The organism is Streptomyces sp. NPDC093221 (assembly GCF_044753885.1).
In the GTDB taxonomy this organism is placed as follows: Bacteria; Actinomycetota; Actinomycetes; order Streptomycetales; family Streptomycetaceae; genus Actinacidiphila.
The window spans coordinates 442,882-461,632 of record NZ_JBIVOA010000003.1 but is presented as its reverse complement, the minus strand read 5'-3'; the positions used below and the strand labels follow the sequence as shown (position 1 = coordinate 461,632).

Annotated in this window: 10 protein-coding genes and 2 riboswitches; of the genes, 7 read left to right on the top strand and 3 right to left on the bottom strand. The window is 71.9% G+C overall.

Annotated elements, in window-relative coordinates; all coding sequences use genetic code 11:
• Positions 1-426 precede the first annotated feature (426 nt).
• Entirely contained in the window at positions 427-1,845 is a 1,419-nt protein-coding gene (locus ACIQCJ_RS13890) for a condensation domain-containing protein (protein WP_402711480.1), read from the top strand.
• Between the two features lie 10 nt (positions 1,846-1,855).
• Here the strand turns inward: ACIQCJ_RS13890 and ACIQCJ_RS13885 are convergent, their stop codons facing one another.
• A complete protein-coding gene (locus ACIQCJ_RS13885) occupies positions 1,856-2,464 on the bottom strand; it encodes a hydroxyisourate hydrolase (protein ID WP_391045985.1) in 609 nt (202 codons plus the stop codon).
• Positions 2,465-2,516: 52 nt separating this feature from the next.
• Here ACIQCJ_RS13885 and ACIQCJ_RS13880 point away from each other — a divergent pair, with 52 nt between their 5' ends.
• A complete protein-coding gene (locus ACIQCJ_RS13880) occupies positions 2,517-2,711 on the top strand; it encodes a hypothetical protein (protein ID WP_188281614.1) in 195 nt (64 codons plus the stop codon).
• Between the two features lie 457 nt (positions 2,712-3,168).
• On the opposite strand, the gene ACIQCJ_RS13875 is transcribed toward ACIQCJ_RS13880, so the two are convergent.
• The gene (locus ACIQCJ_RS13875; RefSeq protein WP_402711477.1) at positions 3,169-6,801 is read right to left on the bottom strand and encodes a BTAD domain-containing putative transcriptional regulator; all 3,633 of its coding nucleotides are present in this window, start codon (positions 6,799-6,801) and stop codon (positions 3,169-3,171) included.
• A gap of 893 nt (positions 6,802-7,694) precedes the next feature.
• Here ACIQCJ_RS13875 and ACIQCJ_RS13870 point away from each other — a divergent pair.
• The 5 genes from ACIQCJ_RS13870 (at position 7,695) to ACIQCJ_RS13850 (ending at position 16,815) form a co-directional block, all read left to right on the top strand.
• Entirely contained in the window at positions 7,695-8,687 is a 993-nt protein-coding gene (locus ACIQCJ_RS13870; RefSeq protein ID WP_391045981.1) for an ATP-binding cassette domain-containing protein, read from the top strand.
• Positions 8,684-9,583: an ABC transporter permease gene (locus tag ACIQCJ_RS13865; protein WP_355341444.1), complete on the top strand. Its 900-nt coding sequence runs from the start codon at positions 8,684-8,686 to the stop codon at positions 9,581-9,583. Before ACIQCJ_RS13870 ends, ACIQCJ_RS13865 begins: the two co-directional genes overlap by 4 nt.
• 459 nt (positions 9,584-10,042) lie before the next feature.
• A complete protein-coding gene (locus ACIQCJ_RS13860; protein ID WP_402711476.1) occupies positions 10,043-11,686 on the top strand; it encodes a TROVE domain-containing protein in 1,644 nt (547 codons plus the stop codon).
• A gap of 472 nt (positions 11,687-12,158) precedes the next feature.
• Positions 12,159-15,719: a family 78 glycoside hydrolase catalytic domain gene (locus tag ACIQCJ_RS13855; RefSeq protein ID WP_402711475.1), complete on the top strand. Its 3,561-nt coding sequence runs from the start codon at positions 12,159-12,161 to the stop codon at positions 15,717-15,719.
• Positions 15,720-15,870: 151 nt separating this feature from the next.
• Positions 15,871-16,815, top strand: coding sequence for a cobalamin-binding protein (locus tag ACIQCJ_RS13850; protein ID WP_401718916.1), 945 nt, complete (start codon positions 15,871-15,873; stop codon positions 16,813-16,815).
• Here the strand turns inward: ACIQCJ_RS13850 and ACIQCJ_RS13845 are convergent.
• Positions 16,794-18,230, bottom strand: a complete 1,437-nt coding sequence (locus tag ACIQCJ_RS13845) for a hypothetical protein (protein ID WP_402711473.1) — start codon at positions 18,228-18,230, stop codon at positions 16,794-16,796. The genes ACIQCJ_RS13850 and ACIQCJ_RS13845 overlap by 22 nt on opposite strands.
• A gap of 109 nt (positions 18,231-18,339) precedes the next feature.
• A riboswitch (cobalamin riboswitch) is annotated at positions 18,340-18,486 on the bottom strand.
• 50 nt (positions 18,487-18,536) lie between these two features.
• Positions 18,537-18,670, top strand: a riboswitch (cobalamin riboswitch).
• Positions 18,671-18,751 lie beyond the last annotated feature (81 nt).

Here is an 18,751-nt window from a genome sequence, read left to right as displayed (position 1 = left end):
GGGCCGCCGGAAAACCGTCAGGAGCGAGGTGCGGGAGGAGGTGAAGCAAATGCGCAAGGTGGTCTGTACGCGGGTGGTCTGCACCCGGGTCGTCTGCACGGCCGTGAGCCACGCGCGCGGCACCGTCTGTCGCTGAGCCGTCGCGTTCCACGCGCCGCGCGGCTCGTCACCTTCCTCCCCGCGCCGACGGGCGCGGGGGGAGGGGCCGTACGGCCGTACGCGAACCCGTAGCGCGGCCCGGAGCCAGCAGCCCGCCGACCACCGATCACCGATCGCTTTTCGGCGCACGACCGCCGCACGACCGCCGCACGCCTGCCGCGTGACCGCCGTCCGACCGCCACCCCGAAACCCCGTCGGCGCCTCACCTCGCGCCGCGCCACCGCCTCACGCCACGCCTCGTGCCCCACCTCATGCCACGGAGGGACCATGCCCGTCGACGCCCCGCTCACCTTCGGCCAGTTGTCGACCTGGCGATCGATAGAAACCTTCGCCACCGACCGGCTGATGGAGGTGAACGTCCCCGCCCTGTGGGACGTCGAGGGACTTCAGGCGCCCGCGATCGACCGTGCCCTGCGCGTCCTGACGTACCGTCACGACAGCCTGCGGACGACGTTCCACACCGATGCCGACGGCCGGCCCTTCCAGCGCGTCCACCCCGAAGTCCCGCTCCGGATGGACCGGTTGGACCTGCCGTCGGTGACCCCGCAGGACGGCGCGCGGGTGCTGCGCGAGCTGTACGCGCGGCCCTTCCCCGTCGTCGGCGACCCCGGCTGGCACGGCACGCTGATATGCGCCGCGGGCCGCCCCCGCTATCTGGCCGTGTCGATGTCGCACATGGTGGTGGACGTCTGGGCGATCCGCGAACTGGAAAGGCAGCTCAAGGAGTTGGCGGCCAGGGGCGGAGGGGACCCGGCGGCCGACGGCCGGCCGGGGCCCGCGCCGCGCGAGCTGGCCGTCCTCCAGCACGGCGACGCCTGGGCGGGCCACCGCCGCGGCGCCGAGAAGTACTGGAAGAAGATCCTGGCGGGCGGCCCGCTGAGCAATCTGCCCGCCCGGACGCCCGGTTCCGACGAGCGCCGCATCCAGGCGACGTTGCGCTCCCCGCGGCTCGCCGCGCTGGTCGCGGACGCCGCCTCCGCACACCGGGTGTCGCCGCAGAGCGTTCTGACCGCGCTGACCGGCGCGGCCCTTTCCGGAGTGCTGTCCCGGAACCGGATCATGCTGAGCCTGATGTGCGCCAACCGCTTCGACCCGCTGTGGCAGCCCGTCGTCAGCACCATGAACCAACTGGTGCCGCTGCTCTGCGCGGTGGACCCGGACGCGCCGCTGTCCGGCTTCCTCAAGCGCGCGCATCTCAGCTCGCTGCTGGCCTACCGCCACGGCAGTTACGACGTCGACGCGGCGGCGCGGCTGGCCGCCGAGGCACCGGGGCCGGACGGCTCGCTCTTCGTCCACGACTGCTGGTTCAACTACGTGGCGGAATCGGAGCCGTCCGCCGACGTACCGTCGGCATCGTCACCGCCGCCCGTACCGGCGCGGGACCGGGCCGATGTCCCGTCCGGCGCGTCCCTGACCTGGACGCCCCCGGCCCGCGAGGCGGGTCACCCGTTCTATCTCCGGGTCAACGCCGAAGGGGCTCACCAGGTGGAGCTGACGCTGCGGTCCGACCCCGACGTGCTCGGTGAGGAGGATGTCACCGCCGTCCTGCGGACCATCGCGCTCGGGGCGCTGCGCGCGGCCACCGAGCCGGAGGCCACGGTCGGCGCCCTGTTGGACGACGGACGGGCGAGGGGGGAGCTGGGAGCCGATCTGTTCCCGCGTCAACCGGCCCTCGCCAAGGGGTAGTCGTGGTGCCTCAGGCGCCGCGGTAGCTCAGGAAGGAGTGCGTGGAGACCACGATCGGCAGGTGGATGTCCGCGTCGGACTCGGTCACCCGGAACTCGACGATGGCCCGGGGATGCAGGGGCAGCGAGCCGAGGACGGCGTAGTACGCGTCCAGGTCGCAGACCACCTGGTAGATGCCCGGCTGGATGTTCCGGTCACCGAGCATCGCCAGCCGGCCGTCCTGACCGGTGCGCCCGCGCACCAGCTCACGCCAGTCGTCTCCGGCGGGCTGGCGCAGCAGGACGTCGACGTCCGCTGCCGGTACGCCGAACGCACTGTCCACGATGTGCACGCAAAGACTCACGGGGTCCCGCCTCCGGGTTCGGGCGCGCCTTTTGCGGTGTCGCGCCTGGGTGGCCACGACGTTGGGGGATGCCCCTATCGTTCCGCCATCGCTCCGGCGGCCCGGGACGATAGGACCGGCGGCCCCCGACGATAGCGAAACGAGGGCGGGGCGAGAGCCGGACCGCCGCGCCGAGCCCCGCGCCGACCTGCGGCGGTCGGGTGAGAGCGCCGTGATAGCGACCGTGATAGCCGGGCGAGGACGGACCGAAAGCGGTCCACCGAACCATGAAGTCATCGAGCCACCGGGACACCTGAACCGGCGGCCCCACAGACTTGGAGATGGCATCATGACGGTTCGCGCCTTCCGCCGCAGCATCACCGCCGCCGCCCTGCTCGTCACCCTCACGGGCGGCGTCGCCGTCGCGGTCACCTCGACGCACTCGTCCACGAACGGCCACACCTCGGTCGTACGTGTCGACGGCGGAACGCCGAAGCCGACCCCCACCCCCACCGCCTCCACGGACAACACCATCTGGGACTGACCTCCGCCGCGGCCCTCGCGGCCCGGCACCCCGTACCACCGCACCGCGCACCACCGCTTCCCCAGCTCCACCCCACGACGACCGCCGCTCGGTCGGCCGGATGAGCCCTCTCTCACGGCGCCCCGGTTCGATCCGGCGAATCGTCTCCCCACGAAGCCCGTGCCGACACGGGCATCCCGCACCGTCGGAGATCCGGCACCCCCACCCGCCCGCGCTCTCGGGTACCTCCGCACCATGACGCCCGTGACCCTGGGCCGCCCACACGGCTGGGCGCCTTCCACCCCGTGACACCCGGTGCTACCGGCTGCCCGGATTCTCCCTGCCCGCACCGGCGGGCGCCCCCGCTCCACGACGCCCGGTCGGCCGCACCTTCACGCCGACCGGAAACACCGCCGACCCGGCAGGCCCCCTGCCGGGAGCTGGCGTTCCCCCAACTCCCCGGCGACTCCTAAGCCGTTCAGCTGTGCAGCTCGGCCTCCGCCGGAAGCTGCGCCGCCGCGACACCCGCGTCGGCGCCCCCGTCGGCCAGCGTACGCAGCAGCCGCCGCACCTCCTCGACCAGCGCGACACCGCCCTTGTCCGTCCGCAGCCCGGTCAGCATGCCCGCCGCCGCCTGCCAGTCGGCACGCGCGCCCTGCGGACGGCCGGACGCCGCGTGCACCCGGCCGCGCAGCACCATCGCGCGCGCCTTGTCCAACGTCGCGCCGATCGCCTCGAAGCCGGTCAGCGCGCGCTCGACGTACTCCGGCGCCGCCTCGACGTCCGAGGTGAGCAGCGCCTCGGCGAGCGCCAGCGCGATCCGGCTCTCCACCATGCGGGCGCCGGCCTGTACCGCCAGTTCGAGCGCCTCGGTCAGCATCGCCCGCGCGGAACCCGGCTCGCCGCGGCGCAGGTCGACCGTCGCCAGACCCAGCAGCGCGTAGCACTCGCCGACCTTGTCGCCGGTCACCCGCACACTGTCCAGCACACGCGTGTAGGCGACATGCGCGTCGTCCAGCCGCCCGACCCGCAGGTGCAGCGCGCCCAGCCGGTTCTGCACCTGAGCGGTGACCCGGCGGTTGCCGACCTCGTGGCAGATCGCCTCGGCGCGCTCCAACAGCCGCAGCGCCGTAGCCGTTTCACCGCAGTCCACGTGCACCTGGGCCATGTTGTGCAGGACGTGCGCCTCGGCGATCCGGTCGCCGGTGACCTGGAAGACGCCCAGCGCCTCCTCCCACCGCTCCTGCGCCGACGCGATGTCACCGGTCAGCCGGTCCAGATAGGCCATGTTGCGCAGTACGAGCGCCGCGCCGTGCTCGTCGCCGAGTTCGTGGTAGAGCGTGTGCGCCCGCTCGAACTGCCGCATCGCCGGGTCCGTGCTCTGCTCGAACATGTGCAGCGAGCCCAGCGAGTAGCGCATCGCCGCCTCGCCGTGCTGATCGCCCGCCCGGCAGGCCGCCTTGAGCGCGATCTCGTGCGTCTCGCGCCAGTTGCCGAAGTACGAGTACGCCTCGAAGAGCGTCACCGAGCTGAGCGCCAGGTCCCAGCAGTGCTCGACCAGTCCGGCCGCCGACGCCTGCCGCACGGCCGCCACGATCGACGTACGCTCCTGCTCGTACCAGGCCAGCGGGTCGGACAGCAGCCGCTCCACCAGCCGGTCGGGCAGCCGCCAGCGCTCCGCCGAACTGCGCCGTTCCAGATAGCCGCCCGCGTACTCGCGGCGGTGCGCCTCACCGGTCAGCGACAGCAGCGCGCCGAGCCAGCGCTCCAGCGCGCCCAGCCGCTCCTCGGAACTCTCCTCCGCCAGCCGCTCCTGCGCGAAGGGCCGCATGATGTCGTGGAAGCTGTAGCGGACATGGCCGCCGGGACCGGGCGTGGCGTCGATCAGATACGCCTCCGCGAGGACTTCGAGCGCCTCCTGCGCGCGCAACACGTCGACCTGGAGCAGCGGGGAGCCCACCCAGGCCGCGAAGTTGGGCACGTCGAGCAGGGCGAGACGGCGGAAGAGCAGCCGGGCGTCGTCCGGCAGGCTGTCGTACGTCAGCGAGATGCTGGCCCTGACCTGCATCTCACCGTGGTTCAACTCGTCCAGCCTGCGGGACTCGTCGAGCAGCCGGTCGACGAGGTCGGCGACGCTCCAGTGCGGACGGGCCGCCAGCCGCGCCGCCGAGATCCGTAACGCCAGCGGCAACCGGCCGCAGAGCTGGGAGAGTTCGCTGACGCTCTCCGCCTCCGCGACCACCCGCGCCTCACCGATGTAGCGGGCGAGCAGCGCGGCGGCCCCGCTCTCGCTGAGCGCGCCGATCTCCACCCGGCCCGCGGTGGGCAGTCCGGTGAGCCGCTGACGGCTCGTCACGATCACCGAGCAGTCGGCGCTTCCGGGCAGCAGCCAGGTGACCTGACGCTCCGTCATGGCGTCGTCCAGCACGACCAGTACGTGCCGCCCGCTGACCAGGTCGCGGAAGAGCTCGGCGCGTTCCTCAAGGGACTTGGGCAGGCTGGGGCCGACGACACCGAGCGCCCGCAGGAAGCGCTCCAGGATGTCGGACGGGTTCGCCGGACGGTCGCCGACCCGCAGGTGCGCGAAGAGCTGGCCGTCGGGGAAGTCCTGGGTGAGCAGGTGCGCGACATGCACGGCCAGCGTCGTCTTGCCCGCGCCGCCCTGTCCGACGATCACGCAGACGGGCACCGCCTGGTCGCTGCGGTGGCGCTGGTCGCCGCCGATCTGCCGCACGATGTCGTTCACGGTCTCGCTGCGGCTGGTGAAGTCCGGGATGTCGGCGGGCAGCAGGCTCGGCGCGCGCCGCTTGGGCTCCTCGGCCGGCGGCTGGTGCGGCGACTGCCCTTCGGCCTGGCCGCGCGCCTGGTCCGAGGCGCCCTCCGGGTCGGCGCGGGCGCCGGGCATGGGGGCGCCCGCCGAAGTGGGCGGCCGGGCCGACTCCGCGGGCGCGCTGCCCGTCGGATCGTCCCGGTCTCCGTACCGGTCGTCGCGGTCCCGCTCCATGCGGTCCCACGGATCGCGGCGGGGTTCGTCGCGCCGGTGTTCGTCCGCGTGGTAGTCGTCACGGCGCGGGTCGTCCCGCCCGTGTTCGTCCCGCCCGTGTTCGTCGCGGCGCTGCTCGTCGCGTCGGCGTTCGTCCCGGCGGTAGTCGTCCCGGCGGGGGTCGTCGCGCCTTTGATCGTCGCGCCGCTGGTCGGCCCGGCGCTGTTCGTCGCGCCGCTGGTCCTCCCGCCGCTGGTCGTCCCGGTGTTGGTCGTCGCGCCGCTGGTCTTCGCGGTGCTGCGGCTGACGCCCCTGACCGTCGTGGTCCCGGCTGTCCCGGCTCGTCGAACGCCCCGACGTCGTCTCGTCCGGCTCCGCGCCCGGCAGCGAGAACGTACCGGCGAGCATCGCCCGGTGCAGGCCGCGCAGTTCACTGCCCGGGTCGATGCCCAGTTCGCTCTGCAATTCCTCACGCACCTTGCGGTACGCGTCCAGCGCCTCCGCCTGCCGCCCCGCCGCGTAGAGCGCGATCATCAGGAGCGCCCTGAAGTGCTCGTGCAGCGGATACTCGGCCGCGAGGGACGTCAACTCGCCGATCAGCCGGTGCTGTTCACCCGCGATCAGCCCGGACTTCAGGCTCTCGCCGAGCACGGCGAGCCGCCGCTCGTTGAGCCGCCCCACTCCCTGCTGCACCAGCGTGCTGTCCACGTCGGCGAGCGCGGGACCGCGCCACAGTTGCAGCGCGTCCCGCAGGATGCGGGCCGACCCGGCCGGGTCCCCGGCCGCCAACGCCGCCTGCCCTTCGTGGACTTCGGCCTCGAACCGGTGCAGGTCGAGCGTGCCCGCGGGGACCCGCAGCAGATAGCCGGGCCGTCGGGTCTCGATCAGGTCCTCGCCGCCGCCCGCGAGGATGCGCCGCCGCAGGTTGGAGATACAGATCTGGATCTGCCCACGCGAGGTCGCCGGCGGGTCGTCGCCCCACACGGCGTCGATGAGCCGTTCCACCGGGATCACATGACCGGCCTCGATGAGCAGCATCGCCAGTACCGTCCGCTCGCGGGCACCGCCGAGTTGCACCGGGCGCCCGTTCGCCGAGACTTCGAGGTGCCCGAGTATGCAGAACTCCAACGATTTACCCCCGGCTACTGTCGGTAACGGAGCGGGTGAGTGCGCTGTCCCGCCGCGCGAGGCCCCGGTGTGCGCGGCGGGCCTCTATTGCGTGTACTCCGTGCCGCTCAATTGGACGAATTCTCATTCATGACGCAGCACAAATCAAGATGTCCATAGCAGCATGGTTGATTTCGAAGAGAGCCACTGGGGTGAGTGGGGCGCGTGTGACATGAGTGCGTCATCGACTTCCTCCCGGGGCCGCACTTCGGCGCCGATCCCCGCCGCGCGCCGACCCGCCGCCTTGTGTCGCGACACTCCCCGTAAGTAGCGTCCTGTCCGTCTTTCCCCGTCACATACGGCGACGTTCCGGCTGCGAATCCGGTATGTCCGCCCGTGGGGTATCGGTCATGCGCTGTCCCCCCTGCCCGCCCGGCCCGCGGCCCTCGGCCGGACCCGCCGGAGACCCTATTGGCCGCCTCCGGATCAATGTTCAGAACACCCGGATGGTGTGAGAATGAATGAATTCACGCCGTCATTCCCTTGAATCCTGTACGAGTTTCCCGAATGGGTCCTTTACTGGCTCTTCGCAACCGTGTACTGCCACTTCGGGAATCCGCGGCCATTGGGCATATGCGCCGGTCCTGTTCCCCGGCCCCGCTCCTCTGGCCGCTCACAGCCCCCGCGACGGCGGTCGGGGACCCCGCCGGGAGGCGGGCGGTCCGCTTTTCGCGATCATCATAAACGCCCCCGCCCGCGTCGGCCGACGTCCCCCGGTCGGACCGTTGTCGCGGGCCGCGCGGACGGGGGCGTGTTTCGATGACGAGAGCAGCGGGCGCACGGATCGGGCAGCCGACGGGCGCGGGCCGGGCGGCGGACGGGCATGCGGGTCGAGCGGAGCCGGGAGGTGGGACATGGCGGTCGAGGCGGCGGTGGAGCGGACGGGCCCCGGCGGCGGACGGCCCCCGGTGATCCGTACGGTCGGGCTCACCAAGCGGTATCCCAAAGCGCCCGTCATGGCGGTCGACGGCCTCGACCTCGAGGTCTACGCCGGGGAGTTCTTCGGACTCCTCGGACCCAACGGCGCGGGGAAGACCACCACCATCGGCATGCTCGCCACGCGCGTGGTCCCCACCGGCGGGAAGGCGTACGTCGGGGACATCGACGTCGTCGCGCAGCCCGCGCTGGCCAAGCAGGTCATCGCGGTCGTGACGCAGCAGAACACCCTGGACCGCTCGCTGACGGTGTGGGAGAACCTCTACTACCACGGGCTGCTGTTCGGGATCTCCGCCGGACGGTCGCGCGAACTGGCCGACGAGTCGTTGGAACGCTTCAGTCTGTCGCGCTGGGCCGCCTCTCCTGTGGGCAACCTGTCGGGCGGCATGGCGCAGCGGCTGCTGGTGGCGCGCGCGATCATGCACCGCCCGGCCGTCCTCTTCCTGGACGAACCGACGGCCGGTCTCGATCCGCAGAGCAGGCTCGCGCTGTGGGAGATCCTGGCCGGGCTCATCGCCGACGGCCAGACCATCGTGCTCACCACGCACAACATGGAAGAGGCCGACCAGCTCTGCGACCGGGTGGCGATCATCGACCACGGGAAGATCCTCGCCCTCGACACACCGGAAGCCCTCAAGCAGGGAGTCGGCGCCGACACCATCGTCACCGTACTGGCCAGTGGCGACCACGAAGCCCTCGCCGCCCGCCTCACCCGGGACATCGAGGGCGCCGTCCGCACCCGGCTGGTCGACGGCGGCGTCGAACTCCAGGTCCAGGGCGACGAACGCCTGCTGCCGCGCGTGGTCGCCAGCACCGAGCGGGGCGGCTTCGAACTGGTCGACCTGTCGATCGTGCGCAGCTCCCTGGAGACCGTGTTCATCAGCCTCACCGGCAAGGAGCTGAGGGAATGACCGCACCACCGGCCGGACCCTCGCAGCCGCTGTCCCCGACGCACCGCCCGGTCACCGTACGGCCGAGCCGTTCCGTGGCCGCCGCCAGCCGTACCGCCCTCGGCGCGCTCGTCCGGCGGGACCTGCGGGTGCTGTGGAAGAGCTTCGGGCAGTTCGTCGCCCGGACACTGGTCCAGCCGTTCCTGCTGGTCTTCGTCTTCCTCTACGTCTTCCCCACCATTGGGCAGGGCATCGGCGGCGCCGGGGGATCGACGGGCGAGTCGGACTTCGCCACCGTCCTCGTGCCCGGTGTCGTCGCCATCAGCATCATGTTCCAGGGCATCCAGTCCGTCGCGATCCAGATGTCACAGGAGTTCGGCTACACCCGCGAGATCGAGGACCGGGTGCAGGCGCCCTGCCCGATCTGGCTGGTCGCCGTCGCCCGCGTGCTGTCCGGCGCCGTCCAGGCCCTGATCTCGGCGGTCATCGTCTTCCCGATCGCCGCGGTCGTCCACGCGCCCGGCGTCCACGCCCATCTCACCGTCCACTGGTGGATCGTGGTCACCCTGATCCCGCTCGCCTGCGTCGCCATGACCTCGCTCGGCCTGATGCTCGGCACCACCTTCCAGCCGCAGAACATCGGCGTCATGTTCGGCTTCGTCGTCCTGCCCCTGGTCTTCCTCGGCGGCACCTACTACCAGTGGACGAAGCTCTCCCTCGTCCACCTCGGCGGCTTCCACTGGCTCCAGATCCTGGTCCTGGTCAACCCGCTCATCTACATCACCGAGGGCATGCGCGCCGCCTTCACCGAGTCCACCCACATGTCGCTCTTCGCCGTCTACCCGGTCCTGATCGCCGCCTGCGCCGTCTTCCTCACCCTGGGCCTGCGCAACTTCCGGCACCGCGTGCTGTCCTGACCCACGGACGGACGGGCGGACGGGCTCACGGACCCACGGGTTCACGGGTTCACGGGCTCACGGGCGTACGGGTTTACCGACCCGCGAGCCGCGGCCGGTGCGGCCCGCGCGGCCGGTAAATCAGTCGGCACGTTCGGGGCACGTGGCTATGCTGACGATCGACAACAGCACCTCCCGGTGCGCAGGTCGCGGTTACTTCTTTGTGGTAGAACCACTTCGGTGGGCGGGGTTCGAACCCCGCAGAACCGCGGCCGTCCTGATCTCGGGGGGCGCAGCATCGGCGGTGTCCGGTGCGCGGACAACGGGTACTTCCACTGTTCATGGTGAGACGTGGGTTCGAATCCCACCGGGCGTGAAACCCCGTAGCTCAGCGGCCCAGAGCGCATTGTTCCCGTCGTCGACCCCTGATCTCGGACACCGCCCCGCTGGGCTTCCCCTCCGACGCGGGGGGACTCTTCCATGTCTCGTTTCAATCAGCGCGGCGTCAAGCCGCGGGTCACGTCGCCCGTGACCACGTCCGGCGCGCGGACCGTGACGGCGGAGGGCGGCTCCGGCCACCTGCGCGACCCGCGGTCCGAGCTCTTCCTGCTCGCGATATCCAACGTCGTGGGCACCGACACCTTCTACGAGAAGGGCGGCGACCGCGACGACCGGTACCAGCGGCTGGTCCGCCGACTGGCGATCGAGGACCCGCGGTGGACGGCCGCGCTCCTGGCCTGGCTGCGCGGTGACGGCAACATGCGCACGGCGGCGCTGGTCGGCGCCGCGGAGTTCACCGCCGAGCGGCTGCGCAACGACGCGCCCGGCTACTCCCGGCAGGTCGTCGACTCGGTGCTCCAACGGCCCGACGAGCCCGGCGAGTTCCTCGCCTACTGGACCTCGACGTTCGGCCGCCGGCTTCCCAAGCCCGTCAAGCGCGGTGTCGCCGACGCCGTACAACGTCTCTACAGCGAGCGGTCGTTGCTGAAGTACGACACCGAGTCCAAGGGTTACCGCTTCGGTGACGTCCTCGAACTCGTCCATCCCTCGCCTGCCGCCGACAAGCCCTGGCAGGGCGACCTGTTCAAGCACGCCATCGACCGGCGGCACGGCCGCGGCGACGACATCCCGGCCGCGCTGCGGATCGTCCGCAGCCGGGCCGAGCTGATGGCCGTGCCGGTCGGGAACCGCCGCGGCCTCCTCGGGAGCGGTGGCGGTGACCGGACCGACGGCACCGACGGCAGCAGCCGTATCGCCGCAGCGGGCATGACGTGGGAAGCGCTGGCGGGCTGGCTCCAGGGCCCGATGGACAAGGCCGCGTGGGAGACGGTCATCCCGTCGATGGGTGTCTTCGCGCTGGTCCGCAACCTGCGGAATTTCGACCGCGCCGGGGTGTCCGACGAGGCCGCGGCGCAGGTCGCGGCCACGATCTGCGACCCGGAGCGGGTGGCGCGCTCGCGCATGCTCCCGTTCCGGTTCTGGGCGGCCCACAAGCACGTCGAATCGCTGCGCTGGGGCCACGCGCTGGACAAGGCGCTGAACCTCTCGCTCGCCAACGTGCCCGCGCTGCCCGGCCGCACGCTGATCCTGGCCGACCGCTCGCCGTCGATGTTCCCCGGCTTCGGCTTCTCCACGCCGAACAGCTCGGACATCACCCTGGCCGAGCAGGCCGCGGTCTTCGGCGCCGCCCTGGCGGTACGCGCCGCCGACCCGACCCTGGTCGAGTTCGGCATGCGCAGCAGGCCGGTCGCCGTGCCGAAGGGCGGCAGTGTCCTGCGCCTGATCGAGAAGTTCGGCCGGATCGACGGCACCGACATCCCGTCGGCGGTCAAGGCCCACTTCCGCGGCCACGACCGGATCGTCGTGGTCACCGACGAGCAGACCAGACCCGGCTGGTTCCCGTCCAACGCCAGTGGCCACGGCGGCATGCGCGAAACGGAGATCGACGCTCTCGTCCCGAAGAACGTGCCGGTCTACATGTGGAACATGGCCGGCTACAAGGCGGGCGCCATGCCCTCGGGCACCGGCAACCGCCACACTTTCGGCGGCCTCACCGACCACGCCTTCGGCATGATCCCCCTCCTGGAGTCCGGCCGCTCCGCGTCCTGGCCCTGGGAGCGCTGACGCCGCCTCACCGCACCCCGACCGGGCGGGCTGTGCTGACCCCGCCTCACCGCACCCCGAGCGGGCGGCCTGCGCTGACCCCGCCTCACCGCACCCCGAGCGGATGGGCGAAGCCCGAGCCCGGCAGCGCACCGACTCGATCGTGAACGAACACAGCCGAAGGCGCGCCAAAGGCGAGCCCGCCCGGCGGTTTCGACGGCCACCCGAGCCGAAGAAGGCCGCCGGGCGGCCCTCCCCTCGGCGTCGACGGCCATTCGACCCCCACTGAATCGATTCCCCGCACCCCGAGCCCCCGCCCGCGAGCACGCGGTGCCCCGACTCCTTGACCGGCGCATACGCCCACCGGCCCCCGGCGTCAGGAGTCTTGACACACCCGTTCACGCGTCCGTAACGTCACTAGCAGATGAAGTGAAACGATTCAATCCCCTTCCGTGGACGGACTGTGACGATGCGTCGAAGACTGGTGTCCCTCTTGGCCACGGCCTCGGCCGTCGCGGCCCTGGTCCTGGTCCAGCCGCTGGCCGGACCCGCGAGCGCCGCGCCGCCGGGCGCGCCGGGCCCGGGGCAGCAGGCAGGTGTGGGGAACAGCGGCGCGCCCTCCCACCTGACGGTCGGATCGCTGTCCGCTCCCGTGGACGTCGATCCCGCCGGCACCGTCGGCTTCGGCTGGCAGTCCGGGGTCGGCCGCCAGACCGGCTACGAACTCCGCGTCACCGAGGGCGAGTCGGGCCGCGGCCGGGTCGTGTGGGACAGCGCGAAGGTCGCCTCGGCCGCCGCGACCGCGATCCCGTACGGCGGCGCCGCCCTGCGCACCGCCGAGCGCTACTCCTGGTCGGTGCGGGTCTGGGACGAGCGCGGCAGGGCCACCGCGTGGTCGGCCCCCGCGACCTTCGGCACCGGACCCGGCGCCACCTGGGGCACGAGCGCGCCGATCTGGTCCGCGCCGCCCGCCGTCGACACCTGGACCGACTACCGCCTCGACGTGAAGCTGACCGTGACCAAGGTCGCGCTCGGGGTGAGGTTCCGCTCGCCCGACGTCCGCAACGGCTACATGTGGCAGTTCAGGGCGTCGGACACCAGCAACCCCAACACCCTTGTCCCGCACGTCGAGACCAACGGCACTTTCCGCGCGGGCACGCCCGTACCGCTGAACACCACGCTCGCCGTCGGCACCACGCACGACGTCCGCGTCGAGGCGGTCGGCTCGACGCTCACCACCTTCCTCGACGGCAAGGTCGTCGACACCAGGACCGACACCGCCTTCGCCGAGGGCGGCATCGGATTCCGTACCGGCGGCACCGAGACGGGCACCGCGGACGACGTCACGGTCACCAGCCTGGCGGCGGCCGACAGCGGAAAGACCCTCTACGCCAACGACTTCGGCGCGACCGGCGCGCCCTTCCCGTGCGGCACCGTGCAGAACGGCGCGCTCGCCGTGGGCACCAGCACGGACTGCCTCAGCTCCCACGCCACCAACGACTGGGCGCTGCTGCGCCACGACTTCACGCTCGACAAGAGCGGGAAGCGGACCAAGCAGGTCGCCTGGGCCACCGTCTTCGCGACCGGCTCCTCCTTCGACGCGGCCAAGCAGTACGTCTACAAGCTGTATCTCGACGGCCGGTTCGTGGGTCTCGGCCCGACCGAGGCGCTGGACAAGGAGACCCGCTATGACGGCTTCGACGTGACGGCCGCGCTGCGGTCCGGCGGCGAGCACGCGCTGTCGGCGGTCGCGTACACCACCAAGGACCAGCGTTTCCAGGCGTATCTGGTGATCCGCTACACCGACGGCAGCACGAGCACGGTCGGCACAGGACCCGGCTGGAGGAGCATGTCAGGGGCGGACATCTGGCCGTCCGCGAAGTCCACCGGGACCAGCTACTGGAACATGCCGCAGGAGGACATCACGATGAGCCGCTACCCGGACGGCTTCGGCCGCTTCGGGTACGACGACTCCGCGTGGCCCGCCGCCACCGCGAAGACCGCGTTCGCCGACCTGCGGCCGACCCCGTTCGGCAAGGTCCGGGAACAGCTCAGGCGGCCCGTGAAGATCACCGACAAGGGCAGCGGGAACTACCTCGTCGACTTCGGCCAGACCTGGCAGGGCGGCGTCCACCTCACCCTGCCCGGCACGGCGGGACGCAAGGTCACCCTCCGCTACGGCGAGGAACTGTCCGACCCGACGACCGTGCGCTACAAGCTGCGCGCGGGCAACGAGTACCAGGACGTCGTCACCCTGCGCGGCGGCACCCAGAGCGTCGACACCTGGGGCATGCGCGTCTTCCGCTACCTCGACGTCCTCAACTCGCCCGTCCCCGTCACGGCCGACAATCTCCAGGCCCTCGCCATGGTCTACCCGTTCGACGAGAGCGGCGCCCAGCTCACCTCGTCCGACCCCGACCTCGTCTCGGTCTGGCAGCTCGCCAAGAACACCGTGGAGACCACCAACCAGAACTTCTACGTCGACTCCTGGACCCGCGAGCGCGGACCGTACGAATCCGACAACTACATCCACCAGTTGGCGAGCCTCTACCTCAGCGACGACCCGACACTCGGCGTCTACTCGATGGACTACTTCGCCAACCACCGCACCTGGCCGCAGGAATGGCCGCTCTACGTGATCACGTCCGTCTACGACAACTGGCGGCAGACCGGCTCCACCGACCAGGTCAAGCGGATGTACGACGCGCTCGTGCCCAAGCTGCTCAGCAAGGACTACAACGCGGCGCTCGGCACCATCGACCAGTCGGACGCCATCGTGGACTGGCCGGAGGGCAGCCGTGACGGCTATGTCTTCGCCGCGAAGAACACCATCCTGGGCGCCCTGTCGTACAGCAACTTCTCGCAGATGGCGGTCCTGGCCGCCTCCCTCGGCAAGAGCGCCGACGCGGCGAACTTCACCGTGATCGCCGACCGGCTGCGCACCACCCTCAACTCGGCGTTCTACAACGCGGGCAAGGGCGCGTACGACGACGGGCTCAGCGCCGACATGAAGCCGACCGGGCACTTCGCGGTCCAGGCGACCGCGTTCCCCGCCGCCTTCGGCGTCCCCGTGAGCCGGAAGCAGTACGACGCGGTCGCGTCGTACCTCACCTCGCGCGGCATGGCGTGCAGCGTCTACTGCTCGGGCTTCCTGCTCCAGGGGCTGTACAACGCGGGCCACGCGCAGGAAGCGCTCGACCTGCTCACCTCGCACGGCACCAACAGTTGGCTGCACATGATCGACCTGGGCGCGGGCGCCACCGGCGAGGCGTGGGACCCGGCCGAGAAGAGCAACATGACGTGGTCGCACCCGTGGGCCACCGCCCCCTCGTACGTCATCCCGCGCGACATGTACGGCATCGCGCCGTCCACGCCGGGCTACGACACCTTCACCGTGCGTCCGCAGCCGGGCGACCAGACGTACGGCTCGGTGACGACACCGACCGTCAAGGGCACGGTCGGCGCGTCCTTCCACCGCGTCGGCGACCGTACCGACCTCGGCGTGTCGGTGCCGGGCAACTCCGTCGCCACGGTGAGCGTGCCGGTCACCGACGGATACCGGGGTACGACGGTGTACGTGGACGGCCGTGCGCGGACCGCGACCCGGCAGGACGACGGCGGGCTCGCGGTGCGCGTCAGCGTCGGCTGCCATGTGCTCAGCACCTCGGGCAGCCGGGCCGTGACCGCTGACCCGCTGCTGACGGGCGTGTGCGGCGGCGCGTACCGGGTCGGCGACACGCCCACCGGCTCGCTGGCCACCACGGCGGTGAGCGCGACACGCGGGAAGCCCATCCCGGTGACGCTCACCCTCGACCAGCAGGTCACCGGCCTGACCGCCGCCGACCTGCGGGTGTCCAACGGCACCGTCACCGGCCTCACCGCCAACGGCGTCGGCGCGGCGGGCACGACCTGGACGTTCACCGTCACCCCGCGCGGCAACGGCGAGGTGACGGTCCGGGTCCCGGCAGGCGCGGTGCACGGCACCAGCGGGCGGCCGAGCCTGGCGATCGGACCGCTGACCGTGGGCTCCGCCGGGCACGGACCCCGGGGCTGAACGCCTCTCGCCGCAGACCCTGAACCCCGCTGAATCCCCCTGAACCAAGGCCGGGTGCCACGATCAACCCGTGGCACCCGGCCTTGTCCCTGTCCTCCGCTTCCCCTCGGCCGCGCGAGCCCCCGCCCGCCCCCCGGCTACCGTTCCCCGTATGCGCATCGTCTCCCTGCTCCCCGCCGCGACCGACATCGTCGTCGAACTCGGCCTCGGCGACGCCCTCGTGGGCCGTACCCATGAGTGCGACTGGCCGCCGGAGGTGGTCGCCGACGTACCGGTGGTGACCGGCGCGGAATTCGACCCGGACGCGCTCAGCAGCCGGGAGATCTCGCGGGCCGTCGGCGGCGCCGCGCACCGGGGCTCGTCCCTCTACACCCTGGACGCCGCGCTGCTCGCCGAGTTGGCGCCCGACGTGGTCCTCACACAGGACCTCTGCCAGGTCTGCGCCGTCTCCTACGGCGCGGTCACCGACTCCGTACGCGTGCTGGACGGCGAAGGACCGCGCGTGATCAGCCTGGAGCCGAAGACCCTGCCCGACGTACTCGCCTGCGTGCGCCAGGTCGGTGACGTGCTGGGCGTTCCCGAGGCCGCGGCCCGCAGGACGGCGGAGCTGGAGGAGCGGCTGGCGGCGGTACGGGAGCGGGTGGCGGGCCGCCCCCGGCCGCGGGTGGCCGCCATCGAATGGCTGGACCCGCTGTGGCCCGCGGGGCACTGGGTCCCGGAACAGATCCGCTGCGCGGGCGGCGAACCGCTGCTCGCGCGACCGGGCGAGCACACCGCGCCCATGGAGTGGACCGCGCTGCGGGAAGCCGCGCCGGAAGCGGTCATGCTCCTGCCGTGCGGCTTCCCGCCCGAGCGCACCCTGAAGGAGGCCGGCCTGCTGACCGGCCACCCCTCATGGGCCGAACTGCCCGCCGTGCGCGACGGGCGCGTGTGGGTCCTGGACGGACCCGCCTACTTCAACCGGCCGGGACCCCGCGTCGTGCGCGGCGCCGAAGTCCTGGCCCACGCGCTCCACGGCGTCGAACCGGCGGAACCGGTCACCGCCGCGGAAGCGCGCCCGCTGGCGGGAGCCGGTCAGCTCCCGTACCGCAGGTAGACCGTGTCACCGAGGTGGACGGTCGTGCCGCGCGAGGCGGCGATCGGCGCCGAGCCGTCCAGGCTCGACTTCCACGTCGCCGTACCGGAGTTGACGGTGCCGTTGAGCGCCGTGACCGTGCCCGTGCCGGTGGCGGGCGTGACGGCGGTGACGCAGCCGCCGGGTGTCGCGGACGACGCCGCCGCGTCCAGGACCGTACCGAGCGTCGTGGTCGTACCGGTCGCCGCGACCGGCACCGAGCACACCTTCAGCGAACCGCCGTCGTTGTCCACAATGAGCGCGAGCTTGCTGGTGGAGCCGCTGGTGAAGTCGGTGGTGGCGGCCCAGGCGGGCGCGCCAGGAGTGACCGGGGCCGGGGGAGTGGCGGTGAAGCCGCCGCCCGCGACCGCGCGGACCGCGTCGATCGAGGCGTACGCCGACGGGCTCGTGTCGGTGGGCAGGTAGCGGAAGCCGCCGCCCGGACTGAACTGCTGGGCGAGCAGGAAGTCGACCGGCGTCTTGCGCGCCGCGGTGGTGAAGTCCGTGCCCTGCGCGTTGAATCCGCAGGCGTTCAGGCCGGAGACGGCCCAGCCGTTGGAGTCGGTGTTCGCGCCGAACATCGAGGTGAAGGCGCCGGTGGCGTTGACGAGTTTGCCCTTGAGGAAGTTCTTGCCCGCGACGACGGCCGTGTCGGTGTTGGGCACCCCGGCCGAGCACAGCGACGCCAGGGTCGCGCCGGTCATGTCGATGTCGCTCGCGGCGCCGAGCTGCGTCGGATCGCCCGCCGCCTTCGAGAAGTTCCAGCCGCCGTCGGTGTGCTCGTTGGCGCGCACGACCGCCACCGACGCGTCGAGCAGGGCCTGCGGCACGCGCTGCCCGCCCGATTGCGTCTTCGCCCCGGCCAGCGCCAGCAGCCCGAAGACGGTGCCGTTGAAGTTGGCGGGCGGCCCGAAGTAGCCGGGTGAGGCGGGCTGCCAGTACGAGGCGATGTCCGCGATCAGATTGCGGCCGGTGCCGACGCGGGCCGGATCGATGCCCGCCGCGTACGCGTTGAGCGCGCCGCGCTCGTAGTCCGTCACCACCGGCGACGCGGACGGCCACGCGGCGGTGGCCAGCAGATTCCGGTAGACGGTCCTGGCGTTCTTCGTGGTGTCGCCGCCGGGAGAGACGTCGGCCGCCGCGGTGCCCGCGGCGGCGAAGGCGCTGAACGCCCACTCGTTGGACAGACCGCTGCCCGCGTACGAGCCGTCGGCGGCCTGAAGCGACTTCAGATAGGCGACGCCGTTCGCCTTGGACGTGGCGATCTGCGCCGGGGTCGAGGTCGCCCGCGCGGGCGCGGTCGTGGTGAACAGCAGGGCTCCGGCCGCCAGCGGTACGGCGACGGCGAGTGCCCGGCGCCGGGCGGTGCGGGAGGGCACGGTCACAGGAACGGTCATGGGTGGAGGACTCTCCTTGGAAGGGGGCGCCTCGCGCCCCGGCACACGGCTGTCCTCACGACCGGCCCGCGCCGAGGCGGTCGCCGCCCGAACGCGTGGTCAGGCTTCCGCACGTGCTGCGTCTCCGAGCGGGTGATCGGGCTCGGACCACCGCGAAAGGCGGCCCCTACCGTTGCGCGTCAGCTCCGGACTCTCACCGGATTCCCCCAGTCGGCGACCAGCCGAGGCTAGCGCAGCACGCGCGTGACGTAAGGGTCGCGGGGGAGTGGTGAAGGCAACTGCCCGCCACGTTGACGGGGCACACGCCGACGTGGTGCTATGAAACGTATTTCCGATTCAGCAGCCAGGGGAAGCCGGTCCAAGTCCGGCGCTGACCCGCAACCGTAGGCCCTCCGAGAGGCGGGCGAGCCGGATCACCTGCGCTGAGCAGCAAGTCACGATCGCCGTCGAGGACTACGGCACGGACGACAGGACGGCCGCGTCAACCGCCAGGCCGCCTCGCCTCCGCGGCCCGCCCTCCC

Bases quoted from the DNA above. Each gene is read 5' to 3' on its own strand.
- ACIQCJ_RS13860 (WP_402711476.1), top strand. From the start codon at position 10,043: ATGTCTCGTTTCAATCAGCGCGGCGTCAAGCCGCGGGTCACGTCGCCC.
- ACIQCJ_RS13865 (WP_355341444.1), top strand. From the start codon at position 8,684: ATGACCGCACCACCGGCCGGACCCTCGCAGCCGCTGTCCCCGACGCAC.
- ACIQCJ_RS13850 (WP_401718916.1), top strand. From the start codon at position 15,871: ATGCGCATCGTCTCCCTGCTCCCCGCCGCGACCGACATCGTCGTCGAA.
- ACIQCJ_RS13870 (WP_391045981.1), top strand. From the start codon at position 7,695: ATGGCGGTCGAGGCGGCGGTGGAGCGGACGGGCCCCGGCGGCGGACGG.
- ACIQCJ_RS13845 (WP_402711473.1), bottom strand. From the start codon at position 18,230: ATGACCGTTCCTGTGACCGTGCCCTCCCGCACCGCCCGGCGCCGGGCA.
- ACIQCJ_RS13880 (WP_188281614.1), top strand. From the start codon at position 2,517: ATGACGGTTCGCGCCTTCCGCCGCAGCATCACCGCCGCCGCCCTGCTC.
- ACIQCJ_RS13885 (WP_391045985.1), bottom strand. From the start codon at position 2,464: ATGACTTCATGGTTCGGTGGACCGCTTTCGGTCCGTCCTCGCCCGGCT.
- ACIQCJ_RS13890 (WP_402711480.1), top strand. From the start codon at position 427: ATGCCCGTCGACGCCCCGCTCACCTTCGGCCAGTTGTCGACCTGGCGA.